The organism is Aerococcus sp. BD502 (assembly GCF_057919555.1).
Genome location: NZ_CP147972.1, coordinates 854,183 through 875,574 on the forward strand (window position 1 = coordinate 854,183; position 21,392 = coordinate 875,574).

22 protein-coding genes are annotated in these 21,392 nt (G+C 48.7%); 3 read left to right on the forward strand and 19 right to left on the reverse strand.

Going from position 1 to position 21,392, the window contains the following annotated elements; all coding sequences use genetic code 11:
• Nucleotides 1-225: 225 nt before the first annotated feature.
• The 12 genes from WF803_RS03965 to WF803_RS04020 form a co-directional block, all read right to left on the reverse strand.
• Nucleotides 226-1,869, reverse strand: coding sequence for an ABC transporter ATP-binding protein (locus WF803_RS03965; protein ID WP_489611814.1), 1,644 nt, complete (start codon nucleotides 1,867-1,869; stop codon nucleotides 226-228).
• Nucleotides 1,870-1,909: 40 nt separating this feature from the next.
• On the reverse strand, nucleotides 1,910-3,979 hold the full coding sequence (locus WF803_RS03970) for a class III lanthionine synthetase LanKC N-terminal domain-containing protein (RefSeq protein ID WP_489611815.1): 2,070 nt from the start codon (nucleotides 3,977-3,979) through the stop codon (nucleotides 1,910-1,912).
• 76 nt (nucleotides 3,980-4,055) lie between these two features.
• The gene (locus tag WF803_RS03975; RefSeq protein WP_489611816.1) at nucleotides 4,056-4,931 is read right to left on the reverse strand and encodes a helix-turn-helix domain-containing protein; all 876 of its coding nucleotides are present in this window, start codon (nucleotides 4,929-4,931) and stop codon (nucleotides 4,056-4,058) included.
• A gap of 531 nt (nucleotides 4,932-5,462) precedes the next feature.
• The gene (gene lplA, locus WF803_RS03980; protein WP_489611817.1) at nucleotides 5,463-6,512 is read right to left on the reverse strand and encodes a lipoate--protein ligase; all 1,050 of its coding nucleotides are present in this window, start codon (nucleotides 6,510-6,512) and stop codon (nucleotides 5,463-5,465) included.
• Nucleotides 6,493-7,386: an SIR2 family NAD-dependent protein deacylase gene (locus WF803_RS03985; RefSeq protein WP_489611818.1), complete on the reverse strand. Its 894-nt coding sequence runs from the start codon at nucleotides 7,384-7,386 to the stop codon at nucleotides 6,493-6,495. Before WF803_RS03985 ends, lplA begins: the two co-directional genes overlap by 20 nt.
• A 160-nt stretch (nucleotides 7,387-7,546) precedes the next feature.
• Nucleotides 7,547-9,028: an IMP dehydrogenase gene (gene guaB, locus WF803_RS03990; protein ID WP_489611819.1), complete on the reverse strand. Its 1,482-nt coding sequence runs from the start codon at nucleotides 9,026-9,028 to the stop codon at nucleotides 7,547-7,549.
• 194 nt (nucleotides 9,029-9,222) lie between these two features.
• A complete protein-coding gene (locus tag WF803_RS03995) occupies nucleotides 9,223-9,738 on the reverse strand; it encodes a thioredoxin domain-containing protein (protein ID WP_489611820.1) in 516 nt (171 codons plus the stop codon).
• A 260-nt stretch (nucleotides 9,739-9,998) separates the two neighbouring features.
• Nucleotides 9,999-10,709 (reverse strand): DUF1129 domain-containing protein, encoded by a 711-nt coding sequence (locus WF803_RS04000; protein WP_489611821.1) that lies wholly within the window; start codon nucleotides 10,707-10,709, stop codon nucleotides 9,999-10,001.
• Nucleotides 10,710-10,718: 9 nt separating this feature from the next.
• Nucleotides 10,719-11,816 carry a redox-regulated ATPase YchF gene (gene ychF, locus WF803_RS04005; RefSeq protein ID WP_489611822.1) on the reverse strand — a complete coding sequence of 366 codons (1,098 nt, stop codon included), beginning with the start codon at nucleotides 11,814-11,816 and terminating at the stop codon, nucleotides 10,719-10,721.
• Between the two features lie 21 nt (nucleotides 11,817-11,837).
• Nucleotides 11,838-12,032: a DUF951 domain-containing protein gene (locus WF803_RS04010; RefSeq protein WP_489611823.1), complete on the reverse strand. Its 195-nt coding sequence runs from the start codon at nucleotides 12,030-12,032 to the stop codon at nucleotides 11,838-11,840.
• A complete protein-coding gene (locus WF803_RS04015; protein WP_489611824.1) occupies nucleotides 12,032-12,952 on the reverse strand; it encodes a ParB/RepB/Spo0J family partition protein in 921 nt (306 codons plus the stop codon). The genes WF803_RS04010 and WF803_RS04015 overlap by 1 nt, the downstream gene beginning before the upstream one ends.
• On the reverse strand, nucleotides 12,936-13,706 hold the full coding sequence (locus WF803_RS04020) for a ParA family protein (protein ID WP_489611825.1): 771 nt from the start codon (nucleotides 13,704-13,706) through the stop codon (nucleotides 12,936-12,938). Before WF803_RS04020 ends, WF803_RS04015 begins: the two co-directional genes overlap by 17 nt.
• Nucleotides 13,707-14,190: 484 nt before the next feature.
• On the opposite strand from WF803_RS04020, the gene WF803_RS04025 reads away from it, so the two are divergent.
• The 3 genes from WF803_RS04025 to WF803_RS04035 are packed head-to-tail and all read left to right on the forward strand — an operon-like array spanning nucleotide 14,191 to nucleotide 15,676.
• Entirely contained in the window at nucleotides 14,191-14,586 is a 396-nt protein-coding gene (locus tag WF803_RS04025) for a hypothetical protein (protein ID WP_489611826.1), read from the forward strand.
• Nucleotides 14,511-15,206 (forward strand): ATP-binding protein, encoded by a 696-nt coding sequence (locus tag WF803_RS04030; RefSeq protein WP_489611827.1) that lies wholly within the window; start codon nucleotides 14,511-14,513, stop codon nucleotides 15,204-15,206. The genes WF803_RS04025 and WF803_RS04030 overlap by 76 nt, the downstream gene beginning before the upstream one ends.
• Before the next feature lie 41 nt (nucleotides 15,207-15,247).
• Nucleotides 15,248-15,676: a hypothetical protein gene (locus WF803_RS04035; protein ID WP_489611828.1), complete on the forward strand. Its 429-nt coding sequence runs from the start codon at nucleotides 15,248-15,250 to the stop codon at nucleotides 15,674-15,676.
• 69 nt (nucleotides 15,677-15,745) lie between these two features.
• On the opposite strand, the gene WF803_RS04040 is transcribed toward WF803_RS04035, so the two are convergent.
• From WF803_RS04040 to WF803_RS04070, 7 genes are all read right to left on the reverse strand, one after another.
• Complete coding sequence (locus tag WF803_RS04040; RefSeq protein ID WP_489611829.1) at nucleotides 15,746-16,237, reverse strand: hypothetical protein; 492 nt, start codon at nucleotides 16,235-16,237, stop codon at nucleotides 15,746-15,748.
• Nucleotides 16,224-16,796: an ATP-binding cassette domain-containing protein gene (locus tag WF803_RS04045; RefSeq protein ID WP_489611830.1), complete on the reverse strand. Its 573-nt coding sequence runs from the start codon at nucleotides 16,794-16,796 to the stop codon at nucleotides 16,224-16,226. Before WF803_RS04045 ends, WF803_RS04040 begins: the two co-directional genes overlap by 14 nt.
• Nucleotides 16,789-17,298 carry a hypothetical protein gene (locus tag WF803_RS04050; RefSeq protein ID WP_489611831.1) on the reverse strand — a complete coding sequence of 170 codons (510 nt, stop codon included), beginning with the start codon at nucleotides 17,296-17,298 and terminating at the stop codon, nucleotides 16,789-16,791. The genes WF803_RS04045 and WF803_RS04050 overlap by 8 nt, the downstream gene beginning before the upstream one ends.
• Nucleotides 17,291-18,436 (reverse strand): hypothetical protein, encoded by a 1,146-nt coding sequence (locus tag WF803_RS04055; RefSeq protein WP_489611832.1) that lies wholly within the window; start codon nucleotides 18,434-18,436, stop codon nucleotides 17,291-17,293. The genes WF803_RS04050 and WF803_RS04055 overlap by 8 nt, the downstream gene beginning before the upstream one ends.
• A 35-nt stretch (nucleotides 18,437-18,471) precedes the next feature.
• Nucleotides 18,472-18,750: an uberolysin/carnocyclin family circular bacteriocin gene (locus WF803_RS04060; protein ID WP_489611833.1), complete on the reverse strand. Its 279-nt coding sequence runs from the start codon at nucleotides 18,748-18,750 to the stop codon at nucleotides 18,472-18,474.
• Between the two features lie 189 nt (nucleotides 18,751-18,939).
• Nucleotides 18,940-19,653: a 16S rRNA (guanine(527)-N(7))-methyltransferase RsmG gene (gene rsmG / locus WF803_RS04065; RefSeq protein ID WP_489611834.1), complete on the reverse strand. Its 714-nt coding sequence runs from the start codon at nucleotides 19,651-19,653 to the stop codon at nucleotides 18,940-18,942.
• 483 nt (nucleotides 19,654-20,136) lie between these two features.
• Nucleotides 20,137-21,282: an MFS transporter gene (locus WF803_RS04070; protein WP_489611835.1), complete on the reverse strand. Its 1,146-nt coding sequence runs from the start codon at nucleotides 21,280-21,282 to the stop codon at nucleotides 20,137-20,139.
• Between the last annotated feature and the right edge of the window lie 110 nt (nucleotides 21,283-21,392).

The following is a 21,392-nucleotide window of genomic DNA, read 5'->3' on the forward strand; positions in this document are numbered from 1 at the left end:
TTCCACTTCGATCAATGACTTGAGACCATGCTTCGCCGTCTCTTCGTCATTGTTCTCCACTGGTTCTGCCTGCTTTTCGAGCTTCGCTTCCTTTTATCCTGCTGGTGGAGAAATGGCATTTTTTCCTCCAACTCAAAAAGAAAAAGCTTGATTTAACAAGCTTTCTCGAAAAACAAGTGGGCAGGGCACTTTTTGTGGGCTGTTCGCTTTTATCGAACAACACTTTTAGGAAGTGACAAACTGACCCTCCTTCGCTTTGCCTGTCAACTCAGCGCTCCCTCTGTGCGGCGCTCCCTTCCTTTTATCCAGGTCGAGGATTTGGGTGAATTGCTTTTTGCTTTCGGGGCGGAGGTGGTGGGTGATGGCGACGAGAGTCAGGTCAGGATTTTGGAGGAGGGCATCCTCGATGAGGGCAGCGTTCTTGGGGTCGAGGTTAGCGGTTCCTTCATCAAGAATCATGAGCTTCGTGTTTTTCAGGAAGGCACGGGCGAGGCCAACCCGCTGTTTCTGCCCGGCACTGAGGCTATCAGGCCCAAGCTCTTCATCCAAGCGCTCGGTGAGGTCGGTCAAATTGACTTGCGCGAGCACTTGCTTCAAATCTGCATCAGAGATATCCTCATCCCAAAGACGCAAGTTTTCCCGCAGGCTGGCATGGTAGATGTGACTTTGGGCTTCGACAAAAGCCACGTGATCTAGCAAACTGTCCTGGTCAATGGCCTTCACTTCCTTACCGTTGTAAGTGAGCTGGCCGCTATAATCTTCATTGAGGCCGAGCATGGCCAAAATCAGGGTGGATTTTCCACTGCCGGAAGAACCGACAACAGCTAATTTATCATGAGCTGCCAAGCTGAAAGAAAGATCCTTGAAGACGGGCTTTCCTTTAAAGGCATAGCCCATATCCTGGGCCGCAAAGCGTTGGAAGGCGCCCACTTTTTCTCCGTCTGGCTGCTGGCTTGGCAAGGCATACTTTTCAAACAAGGGGGCTGTCGACTTAATGTTCATCCGCAATTGGTTGAACTCAGTGAGAGCATTGAACACGTTCCCTGCAATTTGCCCCACCGACATGAACATGCCGACACTCACTTCACCCATAGTGATTAGTAAGCCCGTCACGAGGAGCAAGGCGGCTTGGGCAAAAATGGAGAAGAAGCCGATGACCACTTCAATGCCGGTTGCCTTCTTAGTGAAAGTCATTTTCTCTTGATTGAAGTGCTTGACAATGGCCTTGATGCGCGCCACAAAGGTCATTTTTTTATTCGCAAAGAACAGCGTCCGATACCCCGCCAACTGGTCATTCAGGCCACCGAGCAAGTGTTCATTCGCTTGGGAGAACTTCTCCGTCAAGGTCGCCATCTTCGCCATAAACGGCCGAGGGGCAAAAGTCATGACCAAAGCAAGCACAAGGGTGGTCGCTAAAATTCGCCAGTCCATGCTGATGAGGGCGATAATACTGAAGACGGTGGTAAAAATTGTGGAGATCAGTTGATAAAAGCTGGTAAAGCCTTTCGCATCGATCAATTCAATGTCATTATTTAAAACAGACAGGTGGCCCCCGCTATCCCGCTTGGCCACCTCGAGGTAAGGCTTTTGCGTGAGGCCTAACACATATTGCTGGCGCAAGGCGAGGGTCATCTTCAAAATGAGATCCGTTTGGTGGACATTGACCACATAAGCGAAGAAAAGAACCAGGAAGAAAAGCGAGACATGGAGGGAAATCATCAGGAGGAAGCCCTTGAGATCGTGAGCAATTAAACGGTTAGCCACTACAGCTAGCATGAGGGAAATCGCTACATTGGTAAGCCCCTGACCCATAAGTAGTAAAAGATGTAGGGCATTCCGTCCCTTATAGCGCAGTAAATATTGTTTCATGGTGAACACACTCCTTTAAATGAGAGAATGAGACAGCGACTTAGAAGTGAGCGGGAAGCTCAGTGGCTTGAAATAAGGCCTTTAAGCTATAGGCAACCCCTGCTAAGCCATGAGCCAAACTGGCATCAAGTGGCGTCCCCGTCTTGGGATCCAGCAGGCGATAAGAGCCCCAATAAGAACTACGACACTGGCACACGTGGCGAAGCTGGCTAATCCCCGCCTTGAGATCCTCCCACTGCTGGGTGCAGCGGTAGAGGGCCAGATTACTCAAGGCCAAGCCCGTCAAGCCCTGGGCCAGGCCCAAATGCTTGCTGTAGGGCAAACGCAAGGTCGGACGAAGGGAACGGAGCAAGGCGGTGTAGCGTCCCTGACCCTCCCGCTCCTCAAAAGAAGCCAGGAGGTAGGCCAAGCCGGCCGTGCCATCCAGAAAACGCGGACTCAAGGCACCACTGGATAGCTTAAGATAGAAGAATTCCCCCTCCCAAACGCCCCAGCGCTCCATCAGCTCCCTCGCAACCTGGGGAAAGGCAGACGGCTGCTCTTCTTCCACCAGCAAACTAGCCAGTAAAGCGAGGTCTGTTTGGACAGGCTGCTTTTCATCACACCGACCAAACCCTGCTTTACGCTTTGTTGTTAGGGGTGAAGCGGCAATCCCTTCTGCCCAAGCATTCTGCCAATTAGCCAGCAGGTCTTGTTGGCTAACCTCCTGAAACTGGAGGACACGGGCTAATTTTTGCTGGTGGTCTTGTAATTTTTCCAGCGTCAAACCTTCCCTCACCAACGGCAACCTTGTTAGCCAAGAGTCCGGCGGCAAAGCGAGCAAATCTTGGAGCTCTTTTTTCAGCGACTGGGGGAAGGAGAAGCTGGTCAGGTATTCCCCGATATAAGCCCGAAAGGTCTGACCCTTGGGTTCGCCAGCCAGGAGTCCACCTGCTTCACTGAGCAAATCCACAAAGGCATAAGCCCATTTTTTCTCATCGCGGGCTGCCCCTGCTGGCGGTAAAGGCTGACCCTCACGATCATGGGTAGACGGTAGACTTAAACCTTCCTCAAAGCGGTAGGCCGACTCCCAATCGACCACTTGCAAATGCCTCCCATCCCACAGCCAATTATCCAAGTGGATATCTTCCAGCCCTAGGCCCTCCTGATGCAGGCGAGCCAGGAGCCTTTCGCCCGCTGTCCAGAGTTCTAGCAAACGCCGGTCAAGGGCTCGCTTCTCCTCCTCCGTTCGCGGCAAGGCTAAGAGAAAATCCGCACTTTGCTGGCTGAGTGGTGGGGCTGTAAGCCTTTCTTCCACTAAATAAGCGCCCCCTTCTAAAAAGAAATAGTCAACAAATTGGGGAGCCACCTGCCAAGTCGAAAGTTCCTTTAACCAATAAGCTTCACGCTCCAAGCCCCATTGCGCTGTTTTCTTGGCATTCAGGTGAATATAGGGACGAGCTTCCTTAATCACAACCTCTTGCTGGGTCTGCTCATCCCGAGCCAGATAGACATTGCCAGCTCCCGTGGCTTTTAGAATAGCAGTAACGAGATAGCGATCCTTAAGGCGGACACTTTCAACTTTGGCCGCTAGCTCTTGGCCAAAAGGCTCGTCCACAAAGTCAGGTAACCAGTAGTAAGGGCCGGGGCAATCCGGCATTTCCTCTCCTGCTGGTGATAAGAGGGGTGGTCGCTCGCCGGAGCTATTTTCAGCGGTTGGCACTTGGAAAACCCCATAGCGATACCAGAGTACTTGAGAATTCAGGTAAGGCTGGTCGGTCACTACTTGCGCACCCGGACGCTCCCCTAATTTGGCATGCAGGCGGGCTAAGGTGGCCTTAAATTCAGCTAAGGAAGTAGGATACAAGGTGACTAATTTCCCAATGGCCTCGGGAGCGGTAGTTTTGCTTAACAGCGCCAAGACATCGTCATGATGAACCACCGCTTTAAGGGCGATACCATGATCTTGGGCATCCGCTAAAACCAAATTAAGAATTTCCATGTAATTTGACAAGGTAGCACTCACATGGATCTTAAAACCTTGGCGGGGCAAGCGATGTCGACCCGGTAGCCGCAGTTCTTTTTCCTGAGCTCGACCTTTTGTGAGGCTAGTAAATGATGTGACTGGCATGAGCATACCTCCTAACGCATGAGAATGTTACGAAATACTTAACTTGAGTATAAGCCAGCCAGCCCCATTTTTATTTTTATTGTTCTATAGAGGACAGCATTCTTTCGTCGTAAACGCTTTCTAATCGGAGTAAAACTTGCTCCATGCCGAGCATCCTCCCAATGGTCAGGCATTCTTTCATCAATGCCTCGCCTTTTTGCGTCTGACCTTGAAAATAAGCCAGCTGCCCTTTGGCAAAATGCAAGAGTAAACGTTCATAGGTCCAAGTTTCAGGAATTCCACTATCTGACAACTCCACCAGCACCCGCTTGGCCAATGCTAATTCCCGGCGTGCCAAAAATAAATTCAAGCCATTAATGTAGAGTTGAATGCGGAGCCGCTCTTTCTCCTGAGTGGTGCCAAAGCCTAGCGTCCGCTGCCGCATCTCCGTAAGAAGCAAGTTGAGTGTTGTTGTTTGAATGGCGGACATGGCATTCCCTAAGAGAATCAATTCCGCCAAGCCCCAGTACTCAACCCCAAACAAGTAATCGGTCAAGGCCTTCATATCGGCTTCGGGTACTTCTTCTCCAGTCAAATCCGCATAGAAGGAACGCATCATGATGGCATAATGCAGATGATAAGGGCGCCCCGTCTTTTGGTAAGCTGCCCGCTCCTCGCGCTCATATTTTTTCAAAGCGAGCGCATTATTCTCCTGATAGGCCAAGCCCGCTTTGGCGATCGCATTTTGGGCAAGGGTGGGCTCTGCTTCCTGGTAAACCCCATAGAATTCCGCCAAATCCATATTTAAATTTTCCAACAACGACAAAAAGCGCGAAAGAGATATCTCGGTCTCTCCGCGCTCAAATTTTGAGAGGAAGGATACTGATAAATAAGGCCCTGCCACATCCCGCAAGGTTAAACCCTTCGCCTGCCGGATCTCCTTCAGTAAACCTCCCATATGTCCCGCCACCATGGCCAGCCTCCTTATGTTCTTATATGAGAATTTCCTACTTTTTCTCCACATTTTCTGATCTTGGACAAATAGTCCAATTCCCCAATATCTATCTCATATCTGCCAATTAATTCTAGCAGAAAGCGGTTTAAAAGGCAATGAATTCCCCCTTTAACTTATTTTATTTCAGGTGCTCCCTCCCCTATAGGAAAAAATTTATTTTTCCCATCCCCTAAGCCCTAGACTGAAGTCAAGAACAAAAAAGGAGGAACAATAGATGCTCACCCAACAATTAAACCAACTCCCTAATATCGGGGAAAAGCAAAGTATCATTCGCGTTACCATTTACTGCCCAGAAAAATAACAGCTAGAACAATAGCAAAAGGAGGAACAATAGATGCTCACCCAACAATTGAACCAACTCCCTAATATCGGGGAAAAGCAAAGTATCATTCGTGTTACCATTTACTGCCCAGAAAAATAGCTTCAGATAAGAAAAATTTAAAGGCGTGCCCCTCCCGGCACGCCTTTTCAAATTCTAATGCCTTGCTCCTAATCCTGCGGCAGCTTTTGATCTAAAATTAAAGCCACTAAGTCCCTCGCCGTAATGCCGGCCATATACTCAGCCAGTGGCACGGCCTCCAGACGGGACATGAGATCCTCTTCCCGTAAAGGGCAGCCCACCAATGCGGCTTCCAGCTCCTCAATCGGCCGACTGCCAAAGAAGTCGCCGTAAATCTTGCAGTGGGCAATGCGGCTGTGTTCAATGTCCAAGCTAATATCCACGGTGCCACCTTTAAAATGGTGGTCACGATTATAGCTAAAGCGTGGTGCCGCCCCAAAAATCCAATCCCAGTTCCCGTATTTTTCCTCGACTGAGCGGTCAATCGCTGCCCAATCCGCCTCAGTCAATTCATAGCGGGGAATACTGGCATAATCCCGAGCTCCGGTCATTTTTACCAGCAGATATTCGAGAAATTGCTCACTTGTCCAGTCCTTATAGGCTGCATCCACGTAATCACGCAAATTCCCGACACGACTGCGCACCGACTTAATACTTTTCGACGCCATTTTCTTTGCATTCGGCCGGAGCACTTTGGTCATATGCTCCCAATTCACATCGAAAAGCAAGGTAAAGCCGCCATAAGCGCGCCCATTCGTGATCGTTAAGGCCGCTCCCGAGACTTTCTTTCCGTCAACTTCCAGGTCATTGCGCCCATTCTTTTCAATGTTTTCCACGCCCATTTCCCGCATGATGGCTAAAACCGGTTCATACATCAAATTAAATTGACTCAAGGCATCGAGATTATCGCTATCATCTAAAAAGCAAACATTAATCTCGCCCTCATCCAAATACACCGTGCCCCCGCCTGTATCCCGGCGCACGATTTGAATGCCATGCTCCTTCATATAGGGCAAATTAACTTCCTCCATGGCATTCTGATAACGCCCAATCTGCACGAAAGGCTTCGTCATGTAAGGTAGCAGAATCGTTCCCCTTAGCGGCAAGTGATCTCTCACATACACCTGCGTTGCCATGGCATAAGCCGTATCCTTAACCATTTTCCCATTCCGCTTCATCTCAATTAAGGTCATGTCCATGTCCCATCGCCTCCCACGTGTTAGCTAGTAAGGTTTTAATATCTGCTGGCAGCCAAATGCTACGCTTCAAAATGGCTTGCGGCCGCTGGTAATTCTTTAAATTCACCGTCAAGTACAAAGACTTAGGCTGGTAGCGGCAGAAATTTTGAAAAGGCTGTTTAATAATTTGTGGTGCCATAAAGCCACAACCCAATTCCAAAAGCAAGAGTTTGCCATGCTGGTAGGCACCCAGAAATTGATTGTAGAGCTTCCTTTGTGTGTAAAAAGCCTCGTCTTCCACCATCCAATCCCAGTGATTACGCCGATTCAGTTCCATCGGCCCCCCGCACACCGGACAATGCGGGATCAAGTCCCTGGGCACCCGCATATCCTCTTGTTGCTCCACCATTGCCCGAGCCAAGTCATCAAAGGGATAACGCTTCGCATGGCAGCCACGAGCACACTGCATGAGCCGGTACTTGCCCTGAGCATCATAGATGCGTTCGGCGGGAAACTTCGCAACCTCAAAACTATTATCCGCATTCGACGTGATAATATGGTAATTCAAGCCCGCTAACATGTCTCGCAAACGCACAAATGATGGACCTAGCGGCTGATCCAGGCCATTCAATACCACAAAACGGCTGAAAAAAGCCCAGGCCTCTGCCTCCTCCATAAAAGGATGCACGCTGGCCTGGAACATGTCCAACCAACCATATTTTTCGATAAAATCCGGGAAAGCTGCTGAAAAGCGCGATCCCACATAGGTAAAGCCATCCGCTGCCCCCATACCAGCACCCACGCCCACAAGTACTGCTTCAGCCTCCTGAAGAGCTGTTTTGAGTACCTGCTCAGGGGAGCCGCCCTGAGCATGAAGTTCCTGTGCCTGCCACATGCTACCTGCCTCCTTCTCTTTCCCTATTGTAGCACATCTTATGTTTTTTAAGACAGACAAGCTTTGTACTGTTAACCCTCGGCGTCTCATCTTAAAAAGCCCCGTCCGATAATGTTTTAAACAGCAAAAAAGCGCTGGAACACCAGCGCTCAAGCTATTTTTAACCTTGGGAGTAATTCGGAGCTTCCTTCGTAATTTGCACGTCATGCGGATGGGATTCGATGAGGCCAGCCCCAGACATGCGCACAAATTTAGCGTTTTGGCGCAAGTCTTCTACCGTTTTAGCCCCGCAGTAGCCCATGCCACTCCTTAAGCCCCCACACATTTGGAAGACAATGTCCCCCACTGGGCCCTTGTAGCTCACCCGGCCTTCAATCCCTTCCGGCACCAGCTTGTTGACTTCATTGGTTTCGCCTTGGAAGTAACGGTCGGCGGAGCCTTTTTGCATGGCGCCTAAACTCCCCATGCCACGGTAGGTTTTGAAGCGACGTCCTTGGAAGATTTCCATTTCCCCCGGTGCTTCGTCAGTTCCAGCCAGCATGGAGCCCAGCATGACCGCATGGCCACCGGCAGCGAGAGCTTTGACGATATCACCGGAGTACTTAATGCCCCCGTCCGCAATAATCGTTTTGCCGAATTCATCCGCCACTTGCGCTGCGTCATAAATCGCCGTAATTTGCGGCACACCGACCCCGGCCACCACGCGGGTCGTGCAGATGGAACCCGGTCCAATGCCCACTTTCACCACGTCGACCCCTGTTTCAAAGAGGGCGCGCGTCGCTTCAGCAGTCGCCACATTCCCAGCCACCAGGGTGACCTCAGGGAAGTCTTGGCGAATTTCCTTAATCTTCCGGATCACGCCGGCCGAATGCCCGTGGGCGGTGTCAATGACGATCACGTCCACACCCGCATGAACCAAGGCTTCTGCCCGTTCAAAGGTGTCGGAAGTGACCCCAACGGCCGCTCCACACAGTAAGCGCCCATCCTGATCCTTGGCGGCTTCTGGGTAATCGACCACGTTTTGAATGTCTTTGAAGGTGATGAGGCCTTTCAAGCGTCCTTCCTCGTCTACCAGCGGCAATTTTTCAATGCGGTGCTCGTGCAGACGCTTCTCCGCTTCCAAGAGATCCGTACCCGTGGGTGCCGTCACCAAGCTATCTTGCGTCATGTAATCGGCGATCGGCTGGCTGTAATCCTCCACGAAGCGCTTGTCCCGATTCGTGATAATGCCCACCAGGCGCATAGACTCTTCATTTTCCACAATCGGTACACCCGAAATTCGGTAGCGGGACATCAAATCTTCCGCGTCTTGCACCGTATGCTCCGGCGTCAGGAAGAAAGGATCTGTAATGACCCCACTCTCGGAACGCTTCACCTTGCGCACTTCTTGCGCTTGCTCGTTGATGGTCATGTTCTTGTGAATAATGCCCAAGCCACCTGCCCGTGCCATCGCAATCGCCATCTCAGCACCGGTCACCGTGTCCATGCTGGCGGAGATGATCGGCACATTCAAGCGAACTTTCGGCGCCAACTGCATCTTGAGGTCGACGTGCTCTGGAATCACGTCACTCGCCTGGGGCACCAACAGCACATCGTCAAAGGTCAGGCCTTCCTTCGCAAATTTATCTTCCCATGTGGTCATCCTATCGCTCCTTTTCTTCCTGATTCGCCACCAAAAATCTTTAGTGTTCGTGTTTACTCGTATTAGTTGTATATGATAGCCTTAAAACTCCCCCTTGTCAATCATTTTCCCCTAAAATTGGAACATAAATGAATATTTATCTATTTTTGTTCGTCTTTACTAAAAAAGTGGCACCCCGAAGTGCCACTCGTTCCTTAATCAGCCAGCCAGTTTTCTAAATTCCGCCGTGTCAAATCGGCATTCCGCACCGGGCGTCCGTTCACAAAGCACGTGGGGATTTCCACCACGCCCGCTGCTTCCACTTCCTGGAGCATCCGCGCCCGGCGCTCTAAGGCATCCGGCTGTTCTTCTAAGCCCTGATCCTTTAAGTAAGTGGAAAAAGCGTCGGCGCTCATTTTCTTCCACTGGTCCTGGGTCTTGTAGATATCTTCCATTAAAGCATAGGTTTCCGTCGGCCGGCTCAAATCCAAATAGCGGTAAAGCTCATTGCCACGCTCTAAGGGAGCCTTCTTCTTATCGAAATGCTTCAAATAGCGCACCACGCGGCCCTCTTTCACGGCGTGCATTAACACCTCTGCCGCCAACTCAAAATAGGCCTTGGCACTCGGGCAAGCCAAATTCAAGTACTCCACCACCTGAATCGGGGCGTCCTCCTCACCAAGCACTAACGCGTCACGACGCGGCTCAATGGCTTCTGCATGAAAATCCATCGCTCATCCTTTCTAGGCAAAAAGGCCAGGCGAACCCAGCCTCCATCTGCCAATCAACTACTACTTTCTTATATACCTTCTATTTCTTATCGACACCTACTATCTATATCATAACGCAAAGTTCTCAAAGAGCGATCCAAAGCCCTCCGCTCATTTTCTGTAGTCCAGGTCACGACTGAGGGAGGCTTGCGTTACGTCAAATGAGTGAACTTTCCTAAAGGAAGAACCTCTCATTTGCCCGTCAACTCACCGCTCCCTCTTTACGGCGTTCCCTTCCTTTTTAGCCACCAGCGGAGGGCGAAGGCGGCGGCGGCGATGAGGGCGTAAGCGAGGGCGGGGAGGACGGGATTGAGGTAGGCAGGGAGGTAATTGGTAGCAACGACGACGATCCCGACCCAGGCCATGATGACCAGCAAGCCCAAGCCGATGTATTTCAAAATCGGGTGCTTGTCTTTTTGAGCTTGGAGATGCAATTGGTAATAGGTCAAGGCGGCCATCCCTAACCCCCCAAAGATAAAGTTCAAAACAAGTGTCGTGATGCCATAGGTGGCAACATCCGCTTGGGGCTTAGTCCAGACGGTGAGGGCGGCAATGGCAGCAAACATCCCGCCAATCAGCAGGGCACCGTCCCACCAAAGTGCTTGAAAGGTTAAGCCTTTGCTGGGCTCCTCCTTGGCGTCCATGGGCCGTTCCAGCAAGCGCTCGGCAAATTCAGTTGGCGTGCCGTAAAGCTGCTGAGCCGTGGTCCCTTGGCTTTGCGTCGTGAGCATTTCTTTCATGACGTGATGCTCAATTTTCACCAAATCCATGGGATAGCTGGCTTCACTTTCGCGTTCTTGTAAAATTTTCAATAATTGGTAAATAAAGCTCGCATTCCGCTTGGTCAACTGCGGGTAGAATTGGGCATTTTCGGCCTCCAACTGAGCCCGTGTGGGTTCTTCTTGGGCTTGACTTTGATTTTTTTTACTCATAAGGCCCTCCTACACGTTGAAGCGGAAGAGCATGATATCGCCGTCTTGGACGACATAATCCTTGCCTTCCTGACGATAGCGCCCATGCTCCTTGCAGGCCTGCATGCTGCCAAATTCGATCAGATCCTCATAGGCTACGGTTTCTGCCCGGATAAAGCCGCGCTCAAAGTCCGAGTGAATCACACCTGCGGCTTCCGGAGCCGTCATACCACGTTTAAAGGTCCAGGCGCGCACTTCCTTCTCGCCCGCGGTAAAGTACGTCCCCAAGCCCAATAAAGTATAGGATTTTTGGATCAAAATATCCAAGCCAGATTGGGCCATGCCCAAGTCATCCAAGAACATTTGCTTGTCTTCGTCTTCCAAGCTGGCCAAGTCTTCCTCTAACTTCGCACAAACAGGCACCACTTGCGCCCCTTCAGCCTCAGCAATGTCGCGCACGGCGTCCACGTAAGCATTGTCTCCTTGGGCAGCGTCTGCTTCCTCCACATTAGCCACATACAAAACAGGCTTCATAGTTAGGAGAAACAGGCGCTTGGCCACGCGTTCCTCGTCCTCCGAATAGTCCAAAGCCCGCGCCGGCTGGCCATCTTCTAGGCCGGCCTTGATTTTTTTTAGCACCTTGGCTTCTAAAACCAGCTCCGGATCCTTGGATTTTGCGGCCTTAACGGCTTTTTCTACCCGTTTAGTGACACTTTCCAAATCGGCTAAAATAAGTTCCAAATTGATCGTGTCAATGTCTTCGGCCGGGTCAATCGCCCCGCTCACGTGCGTGATATTCCCATCGTCAAAACAGCGCACCACATGCACAATGGCGTCCACTTCGCGGATATTGGCTAGGAATTTATTCCCCAAGCCTTCGCCCTTGCTGGCGCCTTTGACAATGCCGGCGATGTCCGTAAATTCAAAAGTCGTCGGCACCGTTTTTTTCGGATGCACGCGCTCCGTAATTTCCCAGAGGCGCTGGTCGGGGACTTCCACGACTCCCACATTCGGGTCAATCGTCGCAAAAGGATAGTTTGCGGCCTCCACTTGTGCCTTCGTAATTGCGTTAAATAAGGTGGACTTCCCCACATTGGGCAGGCCCACAATTCCAGCTGTTAATGCCATTGCTAACCTCACCTTCCATTTTTAGTCTTGCGCCGGGAGAACCTTCTTCATTTTCTTCTCAAATTCCCGCCGACTCATCATGACCGACTGCCCGCAGCCTTGGCATTTGATGCGGATATCAGCGCCCATGCGAATAATTTTCCATTCATTTTCCCCACATGGGTGCGGCTTGCGCATCGCCACATGGTCGTTCAAATCATAATCTTTACCAGCCATTACAGGCCCCCCTCATCGTCTTCCAAGCGGATCGCAAGCATATCTAAAATACGCGTCAAATCCGCCTCATGCAGGTATTCAATCTCAATCTTGCCACCCTGGCCCCGACTTTTCGGTGTAATAGTTACCGTCGTGCCAAATTTATCCATTAAGGCATCCTCGTTGGCTCGAATTTGGGCCGATTTTTCCGGCACGGGCTGGGGCTTTTTCGGTTTTTTCGAAGAGGTTTCCGCCTGCACCAAAGCCTCGACTTGCCGGACCGTGAGGCCTTCTGCCACCACGCGTTTGGCCAAGGCTAGCCGGCGCTCAGGGTCTTTCACCCCAAGTAAAGTCCGCGCCTGGCCTGTCGACAAATCGCCCGCATCCAAGTAAGCTTTCAAAGCTTCTGGCAAATCGAGCAGGCGCACATAATTCGCCACATAAGAGCGGCTCTTCCCCAAGCGCTGGGCCACGTCTTCCTGGGTCATGTCCAATTCCCGCATCATGCTGGCATAGGCTTCGGCTTCCTCCAGGGGCGTCAAATCCTCCCGTTGCAAGTTCTCCAAAACCGCCATCTCAAACATCTGCGTGTCCGTCATCTCACAGACAATCGCCGGAATTTTTTCCCGGCCCAGTAATTTTGTCGCCCGGAAACGCCGCTCGCCCGCAATAATTTCATAGCCTTTAATCGTGGACTGGCGCACAATAATCGGCTGCAAGAGCCCCTGCTCTTCAATAGAATGCGCCAATTCCTTTAAGGCCGCCTCATCAAAATGCTTCCTCGGCTGATAAGGATTCGGGCGCAAGTCCCCAAGCGGCAAGTCCACCACCTGGTTTTTCCCTGTGGCCGTCACCTTTTTCAAGGCCTCTTCTTCCTCATAAGGCCCATCCTGGAAGAAAGCCCCAATACCCTTGCCTAGGCCCCTAGTCTTCTTGGTCATCCGCCATCACTTCCTTTGCGAGTTTCAAATAAACCTCTGCCCCACGTGATTTCATATCATAATCAATAATGGACAAGCCGTGGCTCGGTGCCTCCGACAGGCGCACATTGCGGGGAATTAACGTCTCGTAAACCCGCTCGCCAAAGTACTTGCGCACCTCACCCACCACTTCATTACTCAAATTTGTCCGGGCATCAAACATCGTCATCAAGACGCCCTCAATCCGAAGCGTCGGGTTAAAGTGCTTTTGCACCAATTGAATCGTGTTCAATAACTGGCTCAAGCCCTCCAAGGCATAATACTCACTCTGCACCGGAATCAGCACCGCATCCGCCGCCGTAAACGCATTAATCGTCAAGTGTCCCAGGGAAGGCGGGCAATCAATGAAAATATAATCGTAGGCGTCCCGCAAGTCCACCAAGGCCCGCTTCAAACGCTCCTCGCGGTGGCTCATGTTCGTCAATTCCACCTCAGCCCCCGCCAACTGCAAAGTTGCCGGCACCACCGACACCCGCTCACGGCTCGATGGACACACCGTCTCCTTCAAGGGCACATCATTAATTAACACATCATAAATATCATACGGCACCTCGGCCTTATTCAAGCCTAAGCCACTCGTCGCATTGCCCTGAGCGTCGCTATCAATCAATAACACCGACTGCCCCTCATAGGCCAAGGCGGCAGAGAGATTAATGGTGGTCGTCGTCTTCCCCACCCCGCCTTTCTGATTAGCGACAGCAATCACATGTCCCATGCTGAAACTCCTCCCTGAACTCCATTCATACAAAAGAAAAAAGAAACGAAAGCAAGCCTTCCGTCATGTTGCTCATTATTCCCTTCTATTGTAGCAAAGATTAACCCAAAAAGGCTAGAAACGGGACGCCGAAAAGAGGAGAGGTCGAGTTGACACTTAAATGGAGGGTTCTTTCTTTAGAAAGGTTCCGCCATTTAATGTAACACAGGCCCTCCTCAGGCGTGACCTGGACTAAAAAGGAAGGGAACGCCGATCTTTATTCTTCCTTCTCTCTTGCCAGCAGAAAGCCAAGGTTTTACACTAGTCATAGACATCCTAACCGCCTATTGTCGTCATGAGGCCTATTAAAGCAATAACGCAAACGTGACGATTCTATATTCGTTGCTTTTCCGCCTCTTATTTTGTACGATTAATCGAAAATAAAATTAATGATGCGATTAAACCAAAGCCCAATTTCACTCTTCATATTCGCCCCGATCAAGTTGTGAGTCTGCAAGTTTTTGCAGGCTTACACAAGCCTTATCTGTACAAGGGAAAAGCTTATCAGCGTAGCGATACCAGTACCGTTGAGGTGGCTCAAGTCGAATTAAAACGTTTAATTTCAACCGGGGAAAATCGTTATTTTGAAGAACTTCCCGCCCCTCAACAATCCTTAACTTTTCACCGTTTGGAAGAAAAATTTGCGACCAAATTAGAGATTACAACGCTTAATGACGATATTTTTAAAACACTCGGCTTTTTACCGAAGATAATCAGTGGAATCGAGCCGCAGAAATTTTTGCGGACCAAAACACCTGCCCTGGCGTGGATATCATACATTTTGTCTCTTCCATTAATACAATTCTCGAGCACCAAACATTTACCCATATTTCTATTTTAAAGCTTTTTGATGAAACGCTAGCCATGTTCGTCCGTAACTACCTCTATGAAGAAATCGAAGGTAGCGAACGAAAGCAACGGGAACTTATCCCAAAAGAAGCCTTTCGCGAAGCCCTAGCCAACGCCCTAGTCCACCGCACTTGGAATGTTAAACAGCACGTACGCATCACCATGTCACCTAAGGAAATTACCATTCAGTCTCCAGGGGGGCTGCCCGCCGGTGTCAGTGAGGAAGAATATAAAAATGGCTATGTCTCCGCCTTGCGTCATCCCATCATTACCAATATCCTTTTCCGTCTGCATGACATTGAAATTATTGGCACTGGCATTAAACGGATCAAGGACACCTATGCGGGCCACCCTGTACCACCTCAATTTACCGTGACCCCTAACCAAGTCAGTATCCCCCTGCCAAGTCTAACTGCTAACCTGCATCTCTCTCCACCCGAAAAAGAAATCTACCAGCTTCTTAACCAAGGCTTGCTGCTCTCACGGCGGGAAATTGAAGAAAAAACAGGCCTGAATAAAAGCCAAACACTCAAAACCATTAAACACTTGCTGGCCCAAAATCTTATTCAAGTTGAAGGGCAAGGTCGCGCCACCAAGTACCGGATATTATAGTAGGAACACGTCTTTGAACCATACCACACTAGGAGGTTACCATGGAACTCAGTTTAACATTTAATGATTTACAAGAAATCACCATTCCAGACACCGTCATCGAAGACTTTCACTACACCACTCAGGATGAGGAAGACCACCTGAACACTTTCACCCTCAGCCTGAAAAAAGCTGGCCTCGAAGAAGCCTTAAAACCCCAAACTTTTGCGCCGGATCCCACGGCAGGTGGCCTAGTGCGCGAATACTTCCTTGCGACCCATCCGAGCCTCCGCACCCTCACCGTCACCACCAAAAAAAATCAGCAAACCTATACCATTGACTGGCTCATCACCCCCAATAACAGCCTGGCCGATTGCCAGTGCGAGCCCGCCAATGCGCGCTTAACCAGCCGGGAAAAAGCCGATACCATCGAGCTAAAACTTAAGGATCCCGAAACCCTAGACACCGCCTTCCTCCATCCCGACGCCTAAAAAAATCCTCCTCATGCGACTGAGGAGGTTTTTACAATAACAAAGCCTATTAAAGCCACTCGGCGCACCCTATAGGAAGAGGCCAAGCACTTGGAGGAGTCCTTGAATGCCTACCGCTTTAAGCCACACTTTCTGTGGGACAGAACGATAATGAAATAAAATGGCAAAAAAGGCCAGCGATAAAAAAGGTGTCAGGAGGCGGAAAAGGGCAACACCACCCGGCCAAAATTCGAGTCCAAACAAGCACAAAACAGCCACTAAGGTATCACTCAAAACCAACGCAATGAATAAACGTTCACTAACAGCTTTGGACCTTGCCCCTTGGCCTAACGTCAAAGCCCAATGGACGAGCAGGTAATTAATAAGGAGACGTGCGGTAGCAAAAATAACCATGAATAAACCGAGTAACAGATAAATTTTCAAAGGACTTAACGCAAAAGGAGCCAAGGCCGAAACCAAGCGTTGCTGCAGTGCAGGCCTCGCCTCAATCACTGCCGGCCCAACAAAAAAATAAGCTAACCAAAACGTCAGTAAAAAAGGAAATGTCCTAACTTTTTTCATGAATCCTTCCCCCCTCAATCGACCATATGTGTTCAATATCCCACCCTGCTGGTAACTGATGCATAGCGAGTAAGACCGCAGTCCCTGCATCAGCCTGTTTCTGTAAAGCTTTATATAATATTACTTGCGTTCTCAAATCGACATTCGCCAAAGTCTCATCCAAGAGAATAAGATCCCAATGATCAAAAACCATCAGCAAACTAAGGCCTACTTTCATTTGCGTTCCCAATGACGCCTGTTCATATAACGTCTCTTGGTCTTCAATTTCAATCATCTGACTCACTGACTTTGACAATGGCACAGAAAAAAATAGGTGCTGCAAGATACAATTCTCACGAATAGTCAAACCCGGTTCACCAACGGGGACATCTTGTAAGTAAAGAACATTCAAGCCTTCCTTTGAACAATAGCGATAGACATCTGATAAAAATACAGATTTACCACTCCCGTTACGACCACTAATATGATATATTTTATTTTTTATACCTATTTCTGGAACGCTTAAAATCTTTTTATTATTCAAAACAATATGATGTTCAGGTATGGTCATTTTATCCATAGACAGCTCCTTCGACAATGGCAGCCAGCACCAGTAGCCCGTAACTTAATAAGAACCAACGCTTTCGAATCCAGACAATCGTCCATGCAGCTCTCATCGAATAACGAAGCAATATTTTTAAGCGCTCCATAGCGAGATAACTATAAAGGATTAAATTAGGAAGTTCAATTAAACCATGCCATAGCAAACGCCTTAGAACATAGGAAAATCCATAGGCCTTCATTGCGATAGTAATCGCAGTAACTTGCATTAAACTATCCCACATTATGAAGACTGGGGCAAAAGGGAAAAAAATAAAATATTGTAGAAAATGCTGCGTATTATTCAGCCATATGGAAAAAATAGCAGGTGAATGACTCATCGTGTAGGAAGTGGCATCTGGATCCATACGCAAAAAATTAAAAGTAAACAAAAATATTGTGAGTAAAATCATCCAACTTAACCAAAGCAACGCATAGCGCATTAAGTTTTTAACGCTGATTCTTTCCTCAATTTTATTCAAGCCAATGCCCTCCAATTAAACATAACCATGCAAAAACCATCACAGTAAATTGCAATAAACGATAATGCCATTTTCCTCTTTCGAAGAAAATATAAAGAACATAAGCCCCATACATGGCCATAATAATTAACAAGGCGCATAAGTAAAATATCAGAAGAAGCACGTTGTAATAGCCAATGAATAATAAAAAGATGAGGAGCCCACTGTAGGCTAGCCATATCGGTATAAAATTCAAACAGCAAAAAAAGTGCCATCGACCACCGGCTTGGCAGCGATAATAAGTGAAGCGTTTTTTATGATCGTAATAAGAAAGCTCCAGACCGTCAACCAATAGTTCACAATCTAGGATAAACAAAAACAGGCAAACTGCTGGTATTTCCTGATAAAAGCGCGAAGGTAAAAGAAATACCAGGAAGTATAAGAAGGCACCACCTACAAGCATGCGCTTCAATGTTAAAAAATTGAATATGCGACGAACATATAACCGACCTAAAGCTGACCTCACAGAGGACAAATCATTACTTCTTTCAAATAATTTATTCTCCCTCAGTAGACGATTAGGCCATAAGTGGACAAAATAATCTTGCTGATTAAGGATATAAATACTCAAGCCACTGATGATGAGATGAAGCATAACCAGCCATAACATGCTGACCCTCATGACAAGAAGCAGATGCCAAGCTAGAATACAGAATTTTGTCCCCCTCGTTAGTATTCTTGCTGCACTAAAATTTAAGCGGTAATAAAGGCCTATTCCTATGATTGCCATTAAAAACTGGACAAGGAGGAGCGGCCGCGTGACAAACATCAAAAGACTAACAATAAGATAAATGACTAGCATCAGCAATAGGGGATTATGATGAGCCATAGTCCACATTAACTTATTATTAAAACTTATCCTACTCAAGCGAAAGCTGTCATTCTTCCTCAGCCCTATACTGGCTCTAATAAGTGGATAATTATAATATAATAACGCCAAAAAAATGAGCAAAGCGATCAGCAAATCTTGATAAGCTAATAATGCTAACAAAAAAGGGGCAAGCAGATAGAGAAAAAGAACGATATAACGAATATTAGTATCCTTTAGCCATTGTTGCTGCCGGAAGTAACTTCGCATCATTAACTTAAGTCCACTCATCTTCTTGCCCCCATCTCATCCTTTAAGCGGCGTTTCTACCAAGCAATCGCTGCTTGCTTACCATACCTCTTAATCATCCATTTCGCAGATTCTAAAATGGCTACGCCAATACCTCCTCCTCCAACCACTGCGCCGATTATTCCCACAACAGACCATACCGTTCCTGCCGCTGCTAAAATATCGATCACTTTTTTAGCTGCGTAACTGGATATCCCTAAAGTACTGATGATCATCGGCGTGACTACTGGTAAACTCATTGCTCCCACAACCAGAAGAAGCGCCAGAACTTTTCTTCCTTCTTTATGAAATTTCATCATTGCATCCTTTCTATCGCACCGTTAGTTATAGCGTTTGCAATCATGACTGCAGATTAACCGTATCACAAAAAAAGTCAAGCTTTTCTGATGTTAAAGCTAGCAAAATCAATTCAAGAAAAATGACACAGGCCCCTAAGAATTTTACCCAGCAAGAGGGTAAAAATGAGAGAAAAACAGGGGGACGCCTTACAAAGGGTTTTTGTTCGGTGTCCCTGCCTTGCGCGGATATTTATTAGGTGTTTCCTTCGTTTTTTGAATCACGATAATCTCGCGTCGGCTGTCTTCACCCGGCAATTGCAGGGTTTTGACACTCGCCACCTTGCCCCCTAAGGTCGCAATGGCGTGCTTCGCCTGAGCCAGTTCTTCCTGCCCTTGACTCCCCTTCATCGCAATAAAACTCCCCCCTTTTCGTGCTAGGGGCAGGCAGTACTCCGCCAAAACAGTCATACGCGCCACCGCCCTGGCGGTCACCAGATCAAACTGACCCCGGTATTTTTTGTTCTGGCCGAAGTCCTCCGCCCGCGCATGATGAAGTTCCACCTGTTCTAGGCCCAACGTATCCACCAATTCCGCCAGAAAGGTCAAACGTTTTTTCAAGCTATCAACGATAACCACCTTCAAATTGGGATAAGCAATTTTTAAAGGGATGCTAGGAAAGCCTGCTCCTGAACCCACGTCTACCAAAGTAGGCGAGCCCTGGAGAGGGTAAGCCATAACCAGAGTCAACGAGTCATAAAAATGCTTGAGGTAGGCCTCTTCAGGATCAGTCAGGGCCGTTAAATTCATCTTCTCATTCCAGGCCACCAGCAAAGCATAGTAAGTCGCAAACTGGGCCAGCTGTTTCGCCTCTAAGGGAAGGCCAAGCTTGGCGCTGGCCTGCTGTAATTCTTTCGGTGTCAATCGTATTCCTCCTCACTCTATTCTTTTTGATTTTACCAGAAATGCCACTCGTATGCAGGGGCACAAATGCTTTATATTTCAAAACTTATTATATCCCCCCTATATTTAAATGGCTTACAATGCTATAATTTAGAAGGTGAAAGCATTTTATTAATAGGTGGCTAAAGGAGCATCCATATGAGCATTAAAAAAGTCCTTCACCTGTCCAGGTGTCGTGATCGATCACTCCGGTATCTGTCATTAGGGAGCTGAGCCCATGAAAAAAAGAAAAATTTTCTTAACCGGCCTGCTGGTAGGTATTCTTCTCTACCTCCTTCTGGCCTATCTCAAAACCTAGGCTACCGCCTGCGCCGCACCTGGTGTTTTCACCGCAGATCGCTAGCCCACGCTGGCCACCGACAGTGGGCTGGCTTTTTATTGCTTTAAAAAACAGCGGCCATACCGACGAGGAGCGGTGCCGCTGTTTTTGGACTAGGCAAGCCTTTAATTGGTGAAATAGCGAATGTTTCTTCCAATGATGAAGAGTCCCAGCAAGAAAACCACAATCGTGAAGATGTAAAGACCCTTTAAGGTGAAGAAGTCGATGAAGAAACCGCCGATCGTACTGGCCAGAAGAATGGCCAAGTCAAAGCTCATCGTCTGCCAGGAGATCGCAATATCCCGCGCTTCCTCCACTTGATGAGCCGTAATGGTCTGCATCAAGTTAGAAATCGGCCCAAAGCTCAAGCCCCAAATAAACATCCCAAGCATAGGGAGGATCGTCGACTGCTTGGTCAGGGTGAAGATTAAAATTGCCAGCGCCCCGCAAGTAAAGGCCCCTAATAAGACTTCTCGCATATGGCGGTCAATAAATTTCGCCATGATAAAGGCTGCACAGATCGCCCCCAAGCCAAAAATCATTTGTGATTGGCTCAAGGAAGTCTTCACGTCTTTCACAATGAGGGTAATGTAGACATAAGCACTATAGTGGGCGGTCACATACATGGCCGTGAGCAAAATGGCCAAGCGAATCCCGCGGTTTTTCAGCATCTCCATCGGACTCACCACATGCGTGCCCTCTTGGCCTGGTAAAGATGGCAAAATATTCCAAATGCCCACACCCACGAGGCCGTACAACATGGCGACTAAGCCAAAAGCAAAGCGCCAGCCCAGGGCATGGCCAACAGAGGTCATCACTGGTACGCCCACACTCAAGCCTAAAGTCGACCCGAAGAAAACAAAAGCGACGGCCCGACCCTGGATTTCCTTAGGCACCAGACCCATCATGTAAGGGGCAATAATCGACCAAGCCACCCCCGCCGAAAGCCCGCCAATGAATCGTCCCACCATCACCAGCCAATAATAGGGGGACAAGGCCGTGATGAGGTTACTCAACGTAAAGCAAGCGGCCACGAGAGTCGCTACCTTGCGCCGATCCAGCCGTGTCAGCGCGCGCGTTACCGGAATCGCTCCAATCGTCGCCGCTAGCGCATAAAAACCCACAATCTGACCCGTCAAGGCCGCATTCACTCCCAACGTTTCCCCCATTTCAGGTAATAAGCCCGCCGGTAAAAGCTCTGAAATAAACGTAAAAAAAGCAATAGCTCCCAATAATACAACATAGCGCCAAGGCATGGCAGTCTTCTTCATCTCTCGTCCAACCTTTCCAATTTACTAAATCCATTATCCTTCAATTGAACGAACATTGCAAGGTTTATTTCATTAAAAGTTCGGGAAAAAGACGGGGAAGGCCGAACGTC